Annotated in this window: 17 protein-coding genes; 14 read left to right on the top strand and 3 right to left on the bottom strand. The window is 72.7% G+C overall.

Going from position 1 to position 17,343, the window contains the following annotated elements; all coding sequences use genetic code 11:
* The first annotated feature begins 71 nt into the window (after nt 1-71).
* Together ACZ3OF_RS04660 and opcA are read left to right on the top strand one after the other, a co-directional pair.
* A complete protein-coding gene (locus tag ACZ3OF_RS04660; RefSeq protein ID WP_467302856.1) occupies nt 72-1,190 on the top strand; it encodes an MFS transporter in 1,119 nt (372 codons plus the stop codon).
* 119 nt (nt 1,191-1,309) lie between these two features.
* Entirely contained in the window at nt 1,310-2,233 is a 924-nt protein-coding gene (gene opcA / locus ACZ3OF_RS04665; protein WP_361666216.1) for a glucose-6-phosphate dehydrogenase assembly protein OpcA, read from the top strand.
* A 34-nt stretch (nt 2,234-2,267) separates the two neighbouring features.
* On the opposite strand, the gene ACZ3OF_RS04670 is transcribed toward opcA, so the two are convergent.
* Nucleotides 2,268-3,485 (bottom strand): 4-hydroxybenzoate 3-monooxygenase, encoded by a 1,218-nt coding sequence (locus ACZ3OF_RS04670; protein WP_361666213.1) that lies wholly within the window; start codon nt 3,483-3,485, stop codon nt 2,268-2,270.
* Between the two features lie 154 nt (nt 3,486-3,639).
* On the opposite strand from ACZ3OF_RS04670, the gene ACZ3OF_RS04675 reads away from it, so the two are divergent.
* Both ACZ3OF_RS04675 and ACZ3OF_RS04680 read left to right on the top strand, forming a co-directional pair.
* Complete coding sequence (locus tag ACZ3OF_RS04675; RefSeq protein ID WP_467302726.1) at nt 3,640-5,349, top strand: IclR family transcriptional regulator domain-containing protein; 1,710 nt, start codon at nt 3,640-3,642, stop codon at nt 5,347-5,349.
* An 84-nt stretch (nt 5,350-5,433) separates the two neighbouring features.
* Entirely contained in the window at nt 5,434-5,925 is a 492-nt protein-coding gene (locus tag ACZ3OF_RS04680; protein ID WP_361666208.1) for a MarR family winged helix-turn-helix transcriptional regulator, read from the top strand.
* Here ACZ3OF_RS04680 and ACZ3OF_RS04685 read toward each other — a convergent pair.
* Nucleotides 5,912-6,370 (bottom strand): MarR family winged helix-turn-helix transcriptional regulator, encoded by a 459-nt coding sequence (locus ACZ3OF_RS04685; protein WP_467302728.1) that lies wholly within the window; start codon nt 6,368-6,370, stop codon nt 5,912-5,914. The genes ACZ3OF_RS04680 and ACZ3OF_RS04685 overlap by 14 nt on opposite strands.
* Nucleotides 6,371-6,524: 154 nt before the next feature.
* Here ACZ3OF_RS04685 and ACZ3OF_RS04690 point away from each other — a divergent pair, with 154 nt between their 5' ends.
* The 10 genes from ACZ3OF_RS04690 to ACZ3OF_RS04735 all read left to right on the top strand — a co-directional run bounded on the left by ACZ3OF_RS04690 (nt 6,525) and on the right by ACZ3OF_RS04735 (nt 15,129).
* On the top strand, nt 6,525-7,277 hold the full coding sequence (locus tag ACZ3OF_RS04690; RefSeq protein WP_467302858.1) for a CoA transferase subunit A: 753 nt from the start codon (nt 6,525-6,527) through the stop codon (nt 7,275-7,277).
* A complete protein-coding gene (locus tag ACZ3OF_RS04695) occupies nt 7,274-7,924 on the top strand; it encodes a CoA transferase subunit B (protein WP_467302730.1) in 651 nt (216 codons plus the stop codon). The genes ACZ3OF_RS04690 and ACZ3OF_RS04695 overlap by 4 nt, the downstream gene beginning before the upstream one ends.
* A 17-nt stretch (nt 7,925-7,941) precedes the next feature.
* Entirely contained in the window at nt 7,942-8,712 is a 771-nt protein-coding gene (gene pcaH / locus ACZ3OF_RS04700; RefSeq protein WP_361666198.1) for a protocatechuate 3,4-dioxygenase subunit beta, read from the top strand.
* Between the two features lie 6 nt (nt 8,713-8,718).
* On the top strand, nt 8,719-9,285 hold the full coding sequence (gene pcaG / locus ACZ3OF_RS04705; protein ID WP_361666195.1) for a protocatechuate 3,4-dioxygenase subunit alpha: 567 nt from the start codon (nt 8,719-8,721) through the stop codon (nt 9,283-9,285).
* On the top strand, nt 9,282-10,625 hold the full coding sequence (gene pcaB, locus ACZ3OF_RS04710; protein WP_467302733.1) for a 3-carboxy-cis,cis-muconate cycloisomerase: 1,344 nt from the start codon (nt 9,282-9,284) through the stop codon (nt 10,623-10,625). The genes pcaG and pcaB overlap by 4 nt, the downstream gene beginning before the upstream one ends.
* The gene (gene pcaDC / locus ACZ3OF_RS04715) at nt 10,622-11,782 is read left to right on the top strand and encodes a bifunctional 3-oxoadipate enol-lactonase/4-carboxymuconolactone decarboxylase PcaDC (protein WP_467302735.1); all 1,161 of its coding nucleotides are present in this window, start codon (nt 10,622-10,624) and stop codon (nt 11,780-11,782) included. Before pcaB ends, pcaDC begins: the two co-directional genes overlap by 4 nt.
* A gap of 133 nt (nt 11,783-11,915) precedes the next feature.
* The gene (locus ACZ3OF_RS04720) at nt 11,916-12,656 is read left to right on the top strand and encodes an amino acid ABC transporter ATP-binding protein (protein ID WP_361666187.1); all 741 of its coding nucleotides are present in this window, start codon (nt 11,916-11,918) and stop codon (nt 12,654-12,656) included.
* A 40-nt stretch (nt 12,657-12,696) separates the two neighbouring features.
* On the top strand, nt 12,697-13,539 hold the full coding sequence (locus ACZ3OF_RS04725; protein WP_361666185.1) for a glutamate ABC transporter substrate-binding protein: 843 nt from the start codon (nt 12,697-12,699) through the stop codon (nt 13,537-13,539).
* 13 nt (nt 13,540-13,552) lie between these two features.
* Nucleotides 13,553-14,218, top strand: coding sequence for an amino acid ABC transporter permease (locus ACZ3OF_RS04730; protein WP_361666184.1), 666 nt, complete (start codon nt 13,553-13,555; stop codon nt 14,216-14,218).
* Nucleotides 14,215-15,129, top strand: coding sequence for an amino acid ABC transporter permease (locus ACZ3OF_RS04735; protein WP_361666181.1), 915 nt, complete (start codon nt 14,215-14,217; stop codon nt 15,127-15,129). The genes ACZ3OF_RS04730 and ACZ3OF_RS04735 overlap by 4 nt, the downstream gene beginning before the upstream one ends.
* Nucleotides 15,130-15,192: 63 nt before the next feature.
* On the opposite strand, the gene ACZ3OF_RS04740 is transcribed toward ACZ3OF_RS04735, so the two are convergent.
* Nucleotides 15,193-17,298 carry an MMPL family transporter gene (locus ACZ3OF_RS04740; protein WP_467302739.1) on the bottom strand — a complete coding sequence of 702 codons (2,106 nt, stop codon included), beginning with the start codon at nt 17,296-17,298 and terminating at the stop codon, nt 15,193-15,195.
* Between the last annotated feature and the right edge of the window lie 45 nt (nt 17,299-17,343).

A 17,343-nucleotide genomic window follows, 5' to 3' on the forward strand; every position in this document is an offset into this window, starting at 1 on the left:
GGCCGCGTTGCCACGATCGAACGGTGACGACGAACCGGAACCTCACCCCACCCCGTCGCCCCCTGGCGCTGATGTCCTGGGGGCACGCGTGCGTGGACGTCTATCAGGGAGCTGTCGCCGCCCTCGTGCCGTTCTTCGTCTCCCAGCGTGCCTACACCTACGCCGCCGCCTCGGGTGTCGTCCTCGCCGCCTCGCTGCTCTCGTCGGTGGTGCAACCGCTGTTCGGAGCGCTCACCGACCGATGGGCTCTGCCCTGGCTCCTGCCGGTGAGCGCGCTGTTCGCCGGGACCGGGGTCGCGCTCAGCGGCGTGAGCGACTCCTACGGGCTGACCCTGGCCGTGGTCGCCGTGTCCGGTATCGGCGTCGCCGCGTACCACCCCGAGGCGGCCCGCGTCGCACGCCGGGCGAGCCGGGGCAGTCACACGGCCATGGGCTGGTTCTCCCTCGGCGGCAACCTCGGCTTCGCCACCGCGCCCCTGCTGGTCGCGGCGGTCGTCGCCACCGGCGGCCTGGACGTCACCCCGCTGCTGGTCGTCCCCGCCCTCGCCGGCGCGACCCTGTGCGCGGCCGCGCTGCGGTCGATCGGCGCTCCGCCGGCGAAGGCGCCCGGCGACGGCACCGGACCGCCCGTACGCCGGGACGACCGGGCCTCCTTCGCGCGGCTCTCCGGTGCGGTCGTCTGCCGTTCGGTCGTCTTCGTCGGACTCGCCACCTTCCTCTCCCTGTACGCGCGCCAGCGCACCGGCGGCGGCGAAGTCGCCGGTACGGCAGCCCTGTTCGTGCTCTACCTCGGTGGCGCGGTCGGCACCGTGGCCGGCGGGAAGCTCGCCACCCGTCATCGGCGCGTCGCGGTCGTCCGGTGGTCCTACGCCCTGACCGTCCCCGCCTTGGCCGGTGTGATCCTCGTCCCCGGCCCGCTCCTCTACGTCTTCGTCGCGCTCACCTCGGCGGGTCTGTACGTGCCCTTCTCCCTGCACATCACCCTCGGCCAGGACTACCTGCCCGGGCGCGTCGGCACGGCGAGCGGGGTGACGCTCGGACTGACCGTCAGCGTCGGCGGCCTCGCCAGTCCGGTCGTCGGAGCCCTCGCCGACGCCACGTCCCTCCGCACCGCCCTCGCCCCCCTGATCGCCCTGCCCGCGCTCGGCTGGCTGCTGCTGCGCACCCTGCGGGAACCGGAGTCGCGGTGACCCGGGGCGAGGCGGCCGCGCACCCCACCCGTGGGTGGGGCGGGAGTGTCTCCGCCCGCGTAGGCTCGGGGGGACAGGCCGCAGCGATCACAGGGCGACGGAGGGAACGGGCGCGGGCCATGAAGATCGATCTCACGGACACCACATCCAGCAAGATCAACAAGGCGATCGTCGAGGGCCGCAGGGCCGTCGGCACGCCCGCCGTCGGCATGGTGCTCACCCTCGTCATCGTCACCGACGAGGAGAACGCCTACGACTCGCTGCGGGCCGCCAACGACGCCTCGCGCGAGCACCCGTCGCGCACGCTCGTCGTCATCAAGCGCCACGCCCGTTCGCCCCGGCGGCGGCACGAGGACCGCCTGGACGCGGAGGTGCGCGTCGGCAGCGACGCCGGCTCGGGCGAGACCGTCCTGCTCCGGCTGCACGGCGAACTCGGCGCCCGCGCCGACTCCGTGGTCCTCCCGCTGCTGCTCCCCGACGCCCCCGTCGTCGTCTGGTGGCCCGTCGACGCCCCCGACGTCCCGTCCAAGGACCCGCTCGGCTCACTCGCCCAGCGCCGCATCACCGACGCGTACGCCGTCGAGGACCCCCTCGGCGCGCTGGCCGTCCGCGCCGCCTCCTACGCCCCCGGTGACACCGACCTCGCCTGGACCCGGCTCACCCCGTGGCGCTCGATGCTGGCCGCCGCTCTCGACCAGGCCGCCGCGACGATCGTCTCCGCCGCCGTCGAGAGCGAGGCCGACAACCCGAGCGCCGAGCTGCTGGCCCGCTGGTTCGAGGACCGGCTGCGGGTCCCGGTCGAACGCGTCGTCACGGACGGGCCGGTCGTCACCGCCGTGCGCCTCGGCACGCCCGACGGCGAGATCCGCATCGACCGGCCGGAGGGTCCGGTCGCCCGGCTCTCCATCCCCGGCCAGCCCAGCCGCGTCCTCGCCCTGAAGGTCCGTACGACGGCCGAGCTGATCGCCGAGGAACTGCGCAGGCTCGACCCCGACGAGATCTACGCCTCGGCGCTCCGGGCCACGGCGGCACCGGCGGCGTGAATGATGCCGTGCGTGGCGCCGTGGCGGGGATCCGTCACGGCGTCGCAGGAGGCACCGCCCGGATCGGCGGCTCCTCGATCGGCAACCCCACGTAGTTCTCGGCGAGTTCGGCGGCCGCGTGCGGCGAGGTCGCGATCCGGTCCAGTTGCGAGAGCTGCAGACGGGTGTCGAAGCCGGACTGGGCCGGATCGCGGTGCAGCGTCGTCGTCATGGCGTACGAGAAGTGCTCGGCGCGCCACACCCGGCGCAGACATGTCTCGGAGTAGCCGTCGAGCAGCTCCGTCGAACCCGTCGCGGCCAGATGGGCGAACGCCCGCGCCAGGACGATCACGTCGGCCGCGGCGAGGTTGAGTCCCTTCGCGCCGGTCGGCGGGACGATGTGGGCCGCGTCCCCGGCGAGGAACAGCCGCCCGTACCGCATCGGCTCCGTCACCGAACTCCGCATCGGCAGAACCGACTTCTGGGTGATCGGGCCGCGCCTGAGCCTCCACTCGGACGCCTCCCCGAGCGCGAGGCGCGCGTCGAGTTCGTCCCAGATCCGGTCGTCCGGCCAGTCGGCCGGGTCGGTGCCGTTCGGCACCTGGAGGTAGAGCCGGCTCACGGTGGGGGAGCGCATGCTGGCGAGAGCGAAGCCCCGCTCGGAGTGGGCGTAGATCAACTCCTCGTACACGGGCGGGGCTTCGGCCAGGATGCCGAGCCAGGAGTACGGATACGTCCGCTCGTACGTCGTCCGCCCGCCCTCCGGCACGGCCGTGCGCGCGACCCCGTGGAAGCCGTCGCACCCGACCACGTAGTCGCAGGTCAGGGTCTGCTCGCGGCCCTCGTGGGTGTAGCGGACCACCGGACGGCCCGTGTCGACGCCCTCCACCGACAGGACCTCGGCGCCGAACAGGAGCGGGCCGCCGTCGGTGAGCTGAAGGGCGATCAGGTCCTTCACCACCTCGGTCTGCGCGTAGACCCAGACCCGGCGGCCGTCGGTGAGTCCGGGAAAGCCGACCCGGTGGGCGCGGCCGTCGAAGCGCAGCTCGATGCCGTCGTGGGCCATCCCCTCGGCGTCCAGGCGTGCACCCGCCCCGGCGGAACGCAGGGCGTCGACGGTGGCCTGTTCGAGTATCCCCGCACGCTGCCTCCGTTCGACGTACGCCCGGTCGCGGGACTCCAGGACCACGCTGTCGATGCCGGCGTTGCGCAGCAGCCGGGCGAGGAGCAGCCCGGCGGGGCCGCCGCCGATGATGCCGACGGTGGTGTGCATCGAGCCTCCATGTTCGTATAGTGAAATAAACTTCACCAAAGAGTTCGCCGAGTCTGCGCCTGCCACGCCTGGCTGTCAACGCCCACCGTGGACGCCGCGGCCCGCCGGAGCGTCCGTCCTCTACGGTGTCCCCAAGATCCGTCAGGGAGAGTCCATGCCACCGACCGAAACCGCGCCGCCGCCGGACACCGGCGCGTCGGGGGATGTGCCGCGGGAGGCCGTCGCGCCGCTGATGCGCGCGCTCATGGTGCTGCGCCGGCTCACCGACGCCGACGGGGTCCTCAGCCTCAGCGAGCTGGAGCGCATCACCGGTCTGGCCCGCTCCACGGTCGACCGGGTGACCGGCACGCTCGCCCGCATGGGATACGTACGGCTCGACGGCCGCGATGTCTTCCTCGCGCCCCGGCTGATGGACCTGGGCAACGCCTATCTGGCCGCTCTCGGACTCCCCGGGCTGCTCGGTGGTCCCGCCGACGCGCTCGCGGACGCCCTGGACGAGTCGGTGTCGCTCGCGGTCGCCGACGGGGACGGCATCCGCTTCGTCCACCAGGCCACCCGCCGGCGTGCGATGTCCCTCAGCTTCCGTATCGGCGACCTGCTGCCGGCCGAACGGACTGCCCCGGGAGCGCTGTTGGCCGCCCACTGGACGGAGGCGGAGTGGGCGCGGTGGCGGACGCGCAGGGCCGCGGATCCCCGGGCGGCCGGCTTTCCCGCCGTACCGCCCGGTGGGGGGCCGGACGAGAGGGAGTTCGCCGCGCGGGCGGCGCGGGCCGGTGAGCGGGGCTGGGCCCTGGACGACCAACTCATCGAGCCGGGCCTCGTCGCGCTCGCCCTGCCCGTACGGGACGCGGACGGCGCCGTCGCCTGCGTGGCGAGCGTGGTCAGCCACACCAGCCGCCACACGGCCGATTCGTTGCGCGAGGCGATGCTGCCCCGGCTGCGCGCCGCGGTGGCGGACTGGGAGCGACTGCTGAGCGGTGAGAGCCACGAGGCGGCGGCGCGCCCGCAGGCCGGCCCGCGGGACCTCGTACCGCGACCGCCCGGACTCGCCGACTGGACCCATGCCTCGAAGCAGGAGCTCGGCCGGGGCTTCGTCGAGTCCCTCGCCCGGGGGCTCACCGTCCTCACCGCGTTCGGCGAGGGCCGGGCCGCGCTCTCCCTGAGCGCGGTCGCCGAGGCCACCGGGCTCGCCCGGGCCACCGCGCGGCGCGCCCTGATCACCCTGGAACATCTGGGGTACGTCCACGCCGAGGGCCGGCGGTTCCGGCTCACCCCCCAGGTCCTCGCGCTCGGCTACCCGTACCTCTCGCGGCTGCCGCTCCCGCAGATCGCCGCTCCCCACCTGGCCGAACTCTCGCGGCGCGTCCACGACTCGGCGTCCCTCGCGGTCCTCGCCGGTCACGACGTCCGGTACACCGCCCGGGTGGCCACCCGCCGGATCATGAGCGTCCACATCACCGTCGGCACCCGCTTCCCCGCTCACGCCACCTCGCTGGGCCGGGTGATGCTCGCCGATCTGCCGCCCGACGCCCGTGGCGCGTGGCTGGCGGACGTCGAACCGCAGGCCCTCACCCCGCACACCCTCACCTCGGTCGGCGAACTCGCCGCCGTCCTGGAGCGTGTTCGGGAACAGGGGTACGCCCTCGTCGACGAGGAGCTCGAACAGGGCCTGCGCTCGATCTCCGTGCCGGTGCGCGACCGCGCGGGCGCGGTGGTGGCGGCGGTGAACGTCGCCATGCACAGCAGCCGCCGGACCGTGGAGGAGTGCGTCGCCGAGGTCCTCCCCGAACTGCGGGCCACGGCCGCCCGCATCGAGGAGGACCTGCGCACGGCGGGCCGCTTCACCCTCGTACCCGAAGCCTGACCGACCGGGCCCGGCGCCCGGACCGGCTCTCGGCCGGGGGGCGGGCCAACCGCACCGTCAGTGGGCGGGTGTAGCGTCGTGATCATGGAATCGCTGACTGGCACCGCCACCGACCAGGCGCCCGCCGATCCGGCCGCCACCGACGACATGCTGGCGAGCCAGCCCATCGGCTACTGGAGCGGACTGGCGCACACGGCCGTCACCCGGCACCTGCGGGACGCCATGGCCAGGGTCGACGCCACGCAGCCGCAGTACTGGGTGCTCAACAACGTCGGATACGCGCCCGCCGCGCCGAGCCGCGACGAGGTCGCCGGCCAACTGGCGCCCCTCGCGGACGGGCCGCACGAGATCCCCCGCGTCGTCGACCAGCTGCTCCATCGCGGCTGGCTGCGGACCGACGCCGGGCAGCGCCTGCACCTCACCGACGCCGGAGAAGCCGCCAGACTGCGGCTGCGGGAGCTGGTGACCGAGGTGCGAGCCGTGGTCCACGAGGGCATCAGCGACGAGGAGTACGTGGCCGCGCTCACGGTGCTGCGCAGGATGATCTCCAACGTCGAGGCCGTCAGGAACCCGTAGGCTCCGCCGGGTCCCGCAGCCGTTCGGCCGCGTCCGAGACCCGCAGCATCAGGCTCAGGAACTGCGCCTGCTCCTCGGCCGAGAGGGGGGCCAGGAAGACCTGGTTCATCCGTGCCGTGCGTACCGTCAGTCTGCGGTGCGTGCGCCGGCCCTCCTCGGTCGGCCACAGCAGGAAGCGGCGGCCGTCCTCGGTGTCGCGCACCTTGTCGAGCAGGCCGCGGCGCGTGAGCCGGCTGACGACCTCGGCGATCGTGGAGCGGTCCAGGCCCACGCGCTCGCCCACCGTCCGCTGATCGAGTCCCGGCTCCGCGGTCAGCGCGTTGAGGACGCCGAACTGCGGGGAGGTGATCTCCTCCGAGACCATCGTCGTCCACAGCAGGTGGTGCGCCTGCTGGAGCCGTCGGGCCAGGTGCCCGGGATGGGTGGTCAGATCGACCGCGGCCATCGGCTGCCTCCGGTTGAGTTCGTCGGTGTACTGAACGATACGCCCCTGGCCCGAGCACCTATTGACCCACGCAGATGCCGATGCCAGCATGGCGGCATCGGATCAGATGCTCAGTGCACTGACTAATTACGACTCGACTCCGGAGGCTCTTCGAATGGACAAGGTCGTCCCCACCGCGGCCGACGCGGTGGCAGACGTCGGTGACGGGGTCTCGCTCGCCGTCGGCGGCTTCGGCCTCAGCGGCGTGCCCGACGTGCTCATCGACGCCGTCCACCGACGCGGCTCCGCCCGCCTGCGGGTCGTCTCCAACAACTGCGGGGCCATGGACTCCGGCCTCGCCGTCCTCCTCTCCGCGGGCCGCATCGCACGCGTCACGGGCTCGTACATCGGCGCCAACAAGGAGTTCGCCCGCCAGTACCTCGCCGGTGAGCTGGAGGTCGAGCTGATCCCGCAGGGCACGCTCACCGAGCGGCTCCGGGCCGGCGGCTGCGGCATCCCCGCCTTCTACACCCCGGCCGGCGTCGGCACACAGGTCGCCGACGGCGGCCTGCCCTGGCGCTACGACGGCGACGGAGGCGTCGCCCTCGCGTCGCCGCCCAAGGAGGTACGGGAATTCGACGGCGTCGCGTACGTCCTGGAGCGCGGCATCCGCACCGACTTCGCGCTCGTCCGCGCCGCCCGCGGGGACCGCCACGGCAACCTCGTCTTCAACAAGTCGGCGCGGAACTTCAACCCCCTCGCCGCGATGGCCGGAAAGGTCACGATCGCCGAGGTCGAGGAACTGGTCGAACCGGGCGAGCTCGACCCCGACGCCGTGCACCTCCCCGGCGTCTTCGTCCAGCGCGTCGTCGCCCTGACCCCCGAACAGGCCCGGGAGAAGCGCATAGAGAACAGGACCACGCGATGAGCTGGACCCGCGAGCAGATGGCCGCCCGCGCCGCGCGCGAGCTGAGGGACGGTCAGTACGTCAACCTGGGCATCGGACTGCCGACCCTGATCCCCAACCACCTGCCCGAAGGGGTGGAGGTGATCCTGGAGTCGGAGAACGGGATCCTCGGCACCGGCCCGTACCCCGCCGAGGACGAGGTCGACCCGGATCTCATCAACGCCGGCAAGGAGACCGTCACCGTCCTGCCCGGGGCCTCCTACTTCGACTCCGCGCTCTCCTTCGGGATGATCCGCGGCGGCCACATCGACGTCGCCGTCCTCGGCGCCATGCAGGTCTCCGCCCGCGGCGACCTCGCCAACTGGGCCGTACCGGGCAGGCTCGTCACCGGCATCGGCGGAGCGATGGACCTCGTGCACGGCGCCCGGACCGTCATCGTCGTGATGACCCACACCGCCAAGGACGGCACCCCGAAGATCGTGGAGGAGTGCACCCTCCCGCTGACCGGCCGGAGCTGCGTCGACCGGATCGTCACCGACCTCGGCGTCCTCGACGTCACCGACGACGGCCTCGTCCTCACCGAGACCGCACCCGGCGTCGACCCCGCCGACGTCCTCGCCAGGACGGCGGCCACGGTCCACCGCGCCGTCGACACCTCCGCCCGCTGACCCCACCGGGAACCCACATGGCCCTCACCCAGTCGGACATCGACACCGAGATCGACGAGCTCCAGAACGCCTACGACAAGGAACGGGCCGCCGGCGCCCCGCCCCGCAGCCACCCGGCCCGCGACTACGCCCCGTACCGCAGTTCCCTGCTCCGCCACCCCCGGCAGCCGCTCGTCGCCGTCGACGGCGGCGACCCCGAGACCGTCGAGCTCTCCGGCCCCGTCTTCGGCCCCACCGACGTCACGGAGACCGACAACGACCTCACGCGCCGGCACGCCGGCGAGCCCCTCGGCGAGCGGATCACCGTCTCCGGCCGCCTCCTCGACCGGGCGGGGCGCCCGGTGCGCGGGCAGCTCATCGAGCTGTGGCAGGCCAACGCCTCCGGCCGGTACGCCCATCTGCGCGACCGGCACCCCGCCCCGCTCGACCCGAACTTCACCGGCGTCGGCCGCACCCTCACCGACGACGAGGGCCGCTACACCTTCACCACCGTCAAGCCGGGCGCCTATCCGTGGCGCAACCACACCAACGCCTGGCGCCCCGCCCACATCCACTTCTCCGTCTTCGGTACGGCCTTCACCCAGCGGCTCGTCACGCAGATGTACTTCCCCGGCGACCCGCTCCTCGTCCACGACCCGATCCTGCGCTCGGTCACCGACCCGGCGGCACGCGAACGGCTCGTCGCCCGCTACGACCACGCGCTGTCGCGGCCCGAGCTCTCCCTCGGCTACGCCTGGGACATCGTCCTCGACGGCCCCTCCGCCACCTGGATCGAAGAAGGGCGCTGACCCGCGATGACGCTCCTCCCCACCCCCTCCCACACCGTCGGCCCGTTCTACGGCTACGCCCTGCCCTTCCCCGACGGAGAGCGCATAGCACCGGACGGCCACCCCGACCGGATCGTCCTGCACGGATACGTGTACGACGGTGAGGGCATTCCCGTCCCCGACGCGCTCCTCGACTTCTGGCAGGCCGCACCCGACGGCTCCCTCACCGGCGCGCCCGGGTCGATGCGCCGCGACCCCGTCACCGGCGGCCATCTCGGCCGCAACGGAACCGACTTCACCGGCTTCGGCCGTGTCGCCACGGACGCGGACGGCCACTACGCGCTCGCCACGCTGCCGCCCGGCACCACGGGCCTGCCGTACCTCAGCGTCTGTGTCTTCGCCCGCGGCCTCCTGCACCACCTCTTCACCCGGGCGTATCTGCGGGACGGCGCCGACACACTGCTCGACGCGCTCCCGCCCGAGCGCCGCACCACGCTGCTCGCCACGCCCGACGAGCGGACCGCGCCCCGGACGTACCGCTTCGACATCCGCCTTCAGGGCGAGGGCGAGACGGTCTTCCTGGAGTTCGCATGACGTCCGACCCCACCGAGGTGGGCCTCCTCGCTCCGGGGCGCGCGGGCTCCCCGGCCGAGGCGGCGACCGGCGACCCCGCGTTCCTGCGTGCGCTCCTCGACGCGGAGGCGGCCCTCACCCGCGCCCAGGCCGCCATCGGGCAGGCGCCGGAGGGGGCAGCCGACGCGGTCACGGCAGCCGCGTCGGACACCGCACGCTTCGACGTACGCGACATCGCCCTGCGTGCCCGGGCCGGGGGCAACCCCGTCATCCCGCTCGTCGCGGACCTCACGGCGGCGGTGCCGGGGGAGTGGCGCGCGTACGTCCACCGGGGCGCGACGAGCCAGGACATCATGGACACCGCGACGATGCTGGTCGCGCGCCGCACCCTGGACCTGGTCCTGGACGACCTCGACCGTACGGAGCGGGCCTTGGGCACGCTGGCCGCCGCGCACCGGGACACGGCCATGCCAGGCCGTACGCTCACCCAGCACGCCGTGCCCACCACCTTCGGTCTCAAAGCCGCCGGCTGGCGCGCGCTCGTACTCGACGCGCGCGACCGGATCCGGACCGTACGGAACTCCCTGCCCGCCCAACTCGGCGGCGCCGCAGGAACCCTGGCCGCCTTCGGCGCATACGGCGAAGGCGCCGCGGGGAGTGCCGACCGGCTCGTGGCCGCCTATGCGCGGGAGACCGGTCTCGTGGAGCCCGCACTGCCCTGGCACACCCTGCGCACCCCGATCGCCGACCTCGCCGGGGTCCTCGCCTTCACCGCCGGGGCCCTCGGGAAGACCGCCGTCGACGTCCTCACCCTCTCCCGCACCGAGATCGCGGAGGTCACGGAGGGAACGGGCGGAGGCTCCTCCGCCATGCCGCACAAGGCGAACCCCGTGCGCGCCACGCTCGTCGCCGCGGCCGCCCGGCGCGCCCCGCACCTCGCCGCCACGCTGTACGGCTCGCTGGCCGCCGAGGACGAACGGCCGGCCGGCGCCTGGCACGCCGAGTGGGAGCCACTGCGCGAACTGCTCCGGCTCGTCGGCGGCGCAGCCCGCGCCACAGCGGAACTGGCCTCGGGGCTACAGGTGCACGCCGAGGCCATGCGACACCACCTCGATCTCACCGGCGGGTCGATCGTCTCCGAGCGACTCTCCGCCGTCCTCGCCCCTCTCCTCGGACGCGCACGGGCGAAGGAACTCCTCACCGAACTCGCCCGGCGTGCCCGCGCCGAGGGGCGTCCCCTCTCCGAACTGCTCGCCGCAGTACCCGAGGTGAAGGGCGTCGACCTGGACGAGCTCGCCGACCCCACCCACTACACCGGCTCCGCCGGGACCCTGACCGACCGCGCCCTGGAGCGACCGTGACCGCCACCACCCCGCCGCCGTACGCGGGACTGCACCACCGCGTCGAGGGGCCGCCCACCGCGCCCGTGCTGATCCTCGGCCCCTCGCTCGGCACCTCCACCGCCCTCTGGGACGCGGTCGCGCCCGAACTGTCGGCCACCCACCGCGTCGTCCGCTGGGACCTGCCCGGCCACGGCGGCTCACCCGCCTCCCTCATCGGCCCCGGCGCGACCGTCGCCGACCTGGCCCGGCTCGTACGCGACCTCGCCGACGCGCTCGGCGCCGACCGCTTCTCGTACGCCGGGGTCTCCCTCGGCGGCGCGGTCGGTCTGCACCTCGCCGCACACCAGCCCCAGCGGGTGGAGCGGCTCGCCGTCCTCTGCTCGTCCGCGCACTTCGGACCCGCCGCGCACTGGACCGAACGCGCGGCGACCGTACGCCGCGAGGGCCTCGCCGCACTCGCGGAGACGGCCCCCGGCCGCTGGTTCACCCCCGGCTTCACCGTTCCGGAGCTCGTCGACGACCACCGCGGGGCGGACCCGGAGGCCTACGCCGCGTGCTGCGACGCGCTCGCAGCCTTCGACCTGCGGGACCGGCTCCCCTCGATCACCGCCCCCACGCTCCTCGTGGCAGGGCGGGAGGATCCGGCGACGCCGCCCGCCCATCTGCGGGAGATCGCGGACGCGGTCCCCGGCGCGGCGCTCACCGAGATCGCGGGGGCCTCGCACCTGGCGCCTGCCGAGCGGCCCGAGGCCGTCCTCGCCGCGTTGCGCGGCCACTTCACGGACGGGGGCGCGAAGCGGGGCATGGAGGTCCGCCGGCAGGTGCTCGGCGACGCGCACGTGGACCGTGCGCAGGCGGGCCAGACGGCGTTCACGGCGCCGTTCCAGGACTTCATCGCGCGCTACGCCTGGGGTGAGGTCTGGACCGATCCGACCCTCTCCCGGCGTGAGCGGAGCCTGGTCACTCTCACGGCGCTCGTGGCCCGTGGCCATCTCGACGAGCTGGCGATGCACGTGCGCGCGGCGCGCCGCAACGGGCTCACGCCCGAGGAGCTCGGGGCCGTGCTGCTGCAGACCGCGGTCTACTGCGGCGTACCGGCCGCCAACGCGGCCTTCGCCGTGGCCCAGCGCGTCCTCGCGGAGGGGACGGAGCCCGGGCCGGGCCCGACGGACTGACCACATCGGGGTGACAATCGTTTTCATCACGTCCCCTGCTCCTCCCCGTGAGGAGGCGTCCGGCGTGCAGTAAATCGGCCGAGGGCGGAGCATGAACGTGAGGAGGGTGGGGGCGGCGAACCAGGAGGCTGCCATGCCCGACGCGCTCGTCGTGCTGAAGGCCGTCGACAAGTACTTCGGCCAGCTCCATGTGCTCCAGTCCATCGACCTGACCGTCGGCCGTGGCGAGGTCGTCGTCGTCATCGGCCCGTCCGGCGGCGGCAAGTCGACCCTGTGCCGGGCCATCAACCGCCTGGAGACCATCGATGCCGGCGAGATCGTCATCGACGGCAAGCCGCTGCCCGCCGAGGGACGCGAGCTGGCCGCCCTCCGCGCCGACGTCGGCATGGTGTTCCAGTCGTTCAACCTCTTCGCGCACAAGACCGTGCTCGAGAACGTCACCCTCGGCCAGATCAAGGTTCGCAAGAAGGACAAGAAGGCCGCCGAGCAGCGGGCCCGTGAGCTCCTCGACCGCGTCGGGGTCGCCTCCCAGGCCGACAAGTACCCCGCGCAGCTCTCCGGCGGCCAGCAGCAGCGCGTGGCGATCGCCCGGGCGCTGGCCATGGAGCCGAAGGTCATGCTCTTCGACGAGCCGACCTCCGCGCTGGACCCCGAGATGATCAACGAGGTACTGGAGGTCATGCAGCAGCTCGCCCGTGACGGGATGACCATGGTCGTCGTCACGCACGAGATGGGCTTCGCGCGCTCCGCAGCCAACCGCGTGGTGTTCATGGCGGACGGCAGGATCGTGGAGGAGACCACACCCGACCAGTTCTTCAGCAATCCGAGCAGCGACCGCGCCAAGGACTTCCTCTCGAAGATCCTGCACCACTGAACCGTGGCCGCCGCTCACAGCAGCCCCCAGGGGTGATCACATGAACCCGCGCAAGCTCACCAAAGCCGTGGTGGCAGCCGCCGCCGCTCTCGCCCTCTCCTTCTCGCTGGCCGCCTGCGGCGGCGACAGCGGGAACGGGTCGAGCGGTGACGGCGAGAAGATCACCGTCGGCATCAAGTACGACCAGCCCGGCGTCGGGCTGAAGACGCCGGACGGCACGTACACCGGCTTCGACGTCGACGTGGCGACCTACGTGGCCCAGCAGCTCGGCCGCGATCCCGGCGACATCGAGTGGAAGGAGGCCAAGAGCGCCGACCGCGAGACGATGCTGGAGCGAGGCGACGTCGACTTCATCGCGGCCTCGTACTCGATCAACGACCAGCGCGAGGAGAAGGTCGACTTCGCCGGTCCGTACCTCCTGGCCCACCAGGACGTGCTGATCCGCGCCGACGACAACTCCATCACCAAGCCCGAGGACCTGAACAACAAGAAGCTCTGCTCGGTCACCGGTTCCACGTCCGCGCAGAACGTCAAGGACAAGATCGCCCCCGACGCGCAGCTCCAGGAGTACGGCGGCTATTCGGAGTGCCTGACCGGCCTGGAGAACGGCGTGATCGACGCGGTCACCACCGATGACGCGATTCTCGCCGGTTACGCCTCGCAGCCGGAGTTCGAGGGCAAGTTCAAGCTCGGTGGCTTCGAGATGAGCAACGAGAACTACGGAATCGGCGTCCAGGAGGGCAGCGAGCTCAAGGAGCAGATCAACGACGCCCTCGAGAAGATGGTCGCCGACGGATCCTGGGACGCAGCCGTGAAGAAGAACTTCGGACCGGCGGAGTACCAGAACGAGCCCGCGCCGGAGGTCGGCGTCGTCGTCAAGTGAGCGGCAGGCCCACGTGTTCGACTTCCTCGAAGGGTACGACCTGCTGGGAGCCTTCTGGGTGACGGTGCAGCTCACCGTCTACTCGGCGATCGGCTCCCTGATCTGGGGGACGCTGCTGGCCGCCATGCGCGTCAGCCCCGTCCCCCTGATGCGGGGCTTCGGCACCGCCTACGTGAACATCGTCCGCAACATCCCCCTGACGGTCATCATCGTCTTCACCTCGCTCGGTCTGTTCCAGACGCTCGGGGTCAACATGGGTGCGGACGACTTCACCACCATCAACTTCCGGCTCGCGGTCCTCGGACTGACCGCGTACACCTCCGCCTTCGTCTGCGAGGCGGTGCGCTCCGGCATCAACACCGTGCCCCTCGGCCAGGTCGAGGCGGCCCGCGCCATCGGACTCAACTTCCCCCAGGTGCTGCGCCTGATCGTGCTGCCGCAGGCCTTCCGCTCGGTGGTCGGACCCCTGGCGAACGTGCTGATCGCCCTCACCAAGAACACCACCGTCGCCGCGGCCATCGGCGTCGCCGAAGCCGCCCTGCTCATGCGGGAGATGATCGAGAACGAGGCCCAGCTCATCCTCATCTCGGTGATCTTCGCGGTCGGGTTCATCTGCCTCACGCTGCCCATGGGGCTGTTGCTCGGCTGGGTGAGCAAGAAGGTGGCGGTGAAGCGATGAAGGTCAAACCGACCGTCCTCTACGACGTCCCGGGGAAGCGCGCGAAGCGCCGCAACGTCCTCTACACCGTGCTGTTCCTGCTCGGCCTCGGCGCGGTGATCTGGTGGGTCGTGGTGACCCTCGTCGACCAGGGGCAGTTGGAATGGGCCAAGTGGTCCCCCTTCTTCACCGACTCCCGCACGTGGACCACGTTCCTCCTGCCGGCTCTGAAGAACACCCTCGTCGCCGCCGCGCTCGCCGTGGTCATCGCACTGCCCGTCGGAGCCCTTCTCGGCGTCGGCCGACTCTCCGAGCACCGCTGGGTGCGGGGCGCGGCCGGCACGGTCGTGGAGTTCTTCCGCGCCATCCCCGTGCTCATCCTGATGCTCTTCGCCAACGCCGCCTACTCGGAGTTCACCGACATCAGCCCGGAGAGCCGCCCGCTCTACGCGGTCGTCACCGGCCTCGTCCTCTACAACGCCTCGGTCCTCGCCGAGGTGGTCCGGGCCGGCATCCTCTCCCTGCCCCGGGGCCAGACCGACGCCGCCAAGGCCATCGGCATGCGCAAGGGCCAGACCATGACGAACGTCCTGCTGCCCCAGTCGGTGACCGCGATGCTCCCCGCGCTCGTCAGCCAACTCGTCGTCATCGTCAAGGACACCGCGCTCGGCGGAGCGATGCTCGGCTTCTCCGAACTGCTCGCGTCCGTGCGCCCGATGAGTGCCAACTACGGCGCCAACACCATCGCCAGCTTCACCGTCGTCGCCGTGATCTTCGTGATCCTGAACTTCGCGCTCACCACCTTCGCCGGCTGGCTGGAGCGCCGGCTGCGCCGTGCGAAGAAGTCGACGGGCGCGGTGGTCGGTGCCGACGCGGTGGAGGAGCTCGCGACCCCCGGCGAACACGTCGGACCCGCGGACGGGCCCAGGTGACCGGCGGGCCCCGAGCCCCCGCGGCCTCGCCGCCCGGCTCCCGGAGCCGGGCGGCGAAGACCCTCACGCGGCGGGGGAGTCCGCCTCCGGACGCCGGCTGAGCGCGCCGGGCCACCACGCCGTGCGGCCGAGATCCCGTACGAGCGCCGGGACCAGCAGCGACCGGACGACCAGCGTGTCCAGCAGGACGCCGAACGCGACGATGAACGCGATCTGCACCAGGAACGCGAGCGGAATGACGCCCAGGGCGGCGAACGTGGCGGCCAGGACGACACCGGCGGAGGTGATGACACCGCCGGTCGCGGTCAGCCCGCGCAGCACGCCCTCGCGGACCCCGTGGCGCAGCGACTCCTCCCGTACCCGGGACATCAGGAAGATGTTGTAGTCCACACCCAGGGCGACCAGGAACACGAACCCGTACAGCGGCACGGACGAGTCCGTGCCCGTGAAGCCGAAGACGTGCTCGAAGACCAGGGCCGAGACCCCGAGCGTGGCCAGGAAGTTGAGGGCCACCGTGGCGACCAGCAGCAGCGGCAGCAGCAGGGAGCGGAGCAGGGCGACGAGGATGACCAGGATGATGGCGAGCACCACCGGCACGATGAGCATCCGGTCGCGTTCGGCGGTCCGCTGCGTGTCGTACCGCTGCGCGGTGTAGCCGCCGACCAGCGCCTCCGCCCCCGGGACCGCGTGCACGGCCGTACGGAGCCGGGCGACGGTGTCCTTGGCCGCGTCGGTGTCGGCGGCGTCGGCCAGGGTGACGTCGACGCGGACCCGTCCGTCGACGACCAGGGGCGCGCCGGCCCCGGGGCGTCCGGAGGCCGTGACCGCGCTGGCGGAGTCCACGCCCTCGACGCCCTCGGCCGCGGAGGTCACCTCGGCCAGGGCGCCGGCCTCGGTGATCACGACGGCGGGGTTGCCCGCCCCGCCGGGGAAGTGACGGCCCAGGGTCTGCTGCGCGGCGACGGAGGGGGCGTCGTTCACGAAGATCTCGTCGAGCGGCACCCCCCTGGAGCCGAGGGTCGGGGCGAAGGCGGCGCACGCGAGGAGGCCGGCGAGGGTCGCCGCCCACACCGTGCGCGGAGCACGGTCCACCAGCGCGGCCACCCGGCGCCAGACGCCGTGGCCGCCGCCCTCGGACTCCGACGGCCGCGGCTTGGCGGGCCAGTACGCGGCGCGCCCGAGGAGGACCAGGACGGCCGGCAGGAAGGTCAGGGCGCTGAGCAGGGCGCAGACGATGCCGATGGCGCCCACCGGTCCCAGCGCCCGGTTGTTGGTCAGGTCGCTGAACAGCAGCGCGAGCAGGCCGAGCGCCACGGTGGCCGCGCTGGCCGTGATGGGCCCGACGGACTGGCGCAGCGCGGCGCGCATGGCCGGGACGCGGTCCCCTTCGTGGCGGGCGAGCTCCTCCCGGTAGCGGACGGCCAGGAGCAGTGCGTAGTCGGTGGCGGCGCCGATCACCAGGATCGACAGGATGCCCTGGACCTGTCCGTCCACGCGCAGGACGCCGTGGTCGGCGAGGACGTAGACGACGGCGCAGGCGAGTCCGAGCGAGAACACCGCGCCGAGGATGATCACCAGGGGCAGCAGCACGCTGCGGTAGACGAGCAGCAGGATGAGCAGCACCGTCACGAGGGCGACCACGAGGAGCAGTCCGTCGATGCCGGCGAATGCGTCCGACAGATCGGCCTGGGTGGCCGCGGGACCGGCGAGCCAGACCGTGGTGCCGGGCACCGTGGAGGCCGCCCGGTCGATCGCGCCGAGCGTGGGGGCCAGCTCCTCACCGAGGTCGGGGCGGAGCTGGACGACACCGCGCAGCGCCTCCCCGTCTTCGGAGGGCAGGGCCGGGGACGGCGTCCCGACGACACCGGGCACCTCGGTGAGCGTGGCCAGCGCGCGCGTCGCCGCGGACCGCTGTTCGGCGCCGATCGGGCCGCTGCCGGGGGCGGTCCAGACGACGAGCGCGGGCAGCGTCCCGTCCTGCCGGAACGCGCGCTGGGCCTCGATCACCCGGGTGGATTCGGCGCTCCGCGGGAGGAAGGCGGCCTGGTCGTTGGTGGCGACCTCACCCAGCTTCCCGGCGTACGGACCGAGGCCGCCGCCGACGGCGAGCCAGACGACGAGCAGGACGAGGGGCAGCAGACGGCCGGCCCATCGTGTGGGGCTGGACATACGGACTCCAGGCGGGTAGCAAGAAGTATCTCAACGAAAAAGAAT

It is taken from the genome of Streptomyces sp. NPDC022552 (assembly GCF_055561875.1).

Coding starts and splice junctions, on each gene's coding strand:
- pcaB (WP_467302733.1), top strand. CDS start 9,282: ATGACGTCCGACCCCACCGAGGTGGGCCTCCTCGCTCCGGGGCGCGCG.
- ACZ3OF_RS04725 (WP_361666185.1), top strand. CDS start 12,697: ATGAACCCGCGCAAGCTCACCAAAGCCGTGGTGGCAGCCGCCGCCGCT.
- ACZ3OF_RS04685 (WP_467302728.1), bottom strand. CDS start 6,370: ATGGCCGCGGTCGATCTGACCACCCATCCCGGGCACCTGGCCCGACGG.
- ACZ3OF_RS04670 (WP_361666213.1), bottom strand. CDS start 3,485: ATGCACACCACCGTCGGCATCATCGGCGGCGGCCCCGCCGGGCTGCTC.
- ACZ3OF_RS04720 (WP_361666187.1), top strand. CDS start 11,916: ATGCCCGACGCGCTCGTCGTGCTGAAGGCCGTCGACAAGTACTTCGGC.
- ACZ3OF_RS04690 (WP_467302858.1), top strand. CDS start 6,525: ATGGACAAGGTCGTCCCCACCGCGGCCGACGCGGTGGCAGACGTCGGT.
- opcA (WP_361666216.1), top strand. CDS start 1,310: ATGAAGATCGATCTCACGGACACCACATCCAGCAAGATCAACAAGGCG.
- pcaH (WP_361666198.1), top strand. CDS start 7,942: ATGGCCCTCACCCAGTCGGACATCGACACCGAGATCGACGAGCTCCAG.
- ACZ3OF_RS04740 (WP_467302739.1), bottom strand. CDS start 17,298: ATGTCCAGCCCCACACGATGGGCCGGCCGTCTGCTGCCCCTCGTCCTG.
- ACZ3OF_RS04680 (WP_361666208.1), top strand. CDS start 5,434: ATGGAATCGCTGACTGGCACCGCCACCGACCAGGCGCCCGCCGATCCG.
- pcaG (WP_361666195.1), top strand. CDS start 8,719: ATGACGCTCCTCCCCACCCCCTCCCACACCGTCGGCCCGTTCTACGGC.
- ACZ3OF_RS04660 (WP_467302856.1), top strand. CDS start 72: ATGTCCTGGGGGCACGCGTGCGTGGACGTCTATCAGGGAGCTGTCGCC.
- ACZ3OF_RS04675 (WP_467302726.1), top strand. CDS start 3,640: ATGCCACCGACCGAAACCGCGCCGCCGCCGGACACCGGCGCGTCGGGG.
- ACZ3OF_RS04695 (WP_467302730.1), top strand. CDS start 7,274: ATGAGCTGGACCCGCGAGCAGATGGCCGCCCGCGCCGCGCGCGAGCTG.
- ACZ3OF_RS04735 (WP_361666181.1), top strand. CDS start 14,215: ATGAAGGTCAAACCGACCGTCCTCTACGACGTCCCGGGGAAGCGCGCG.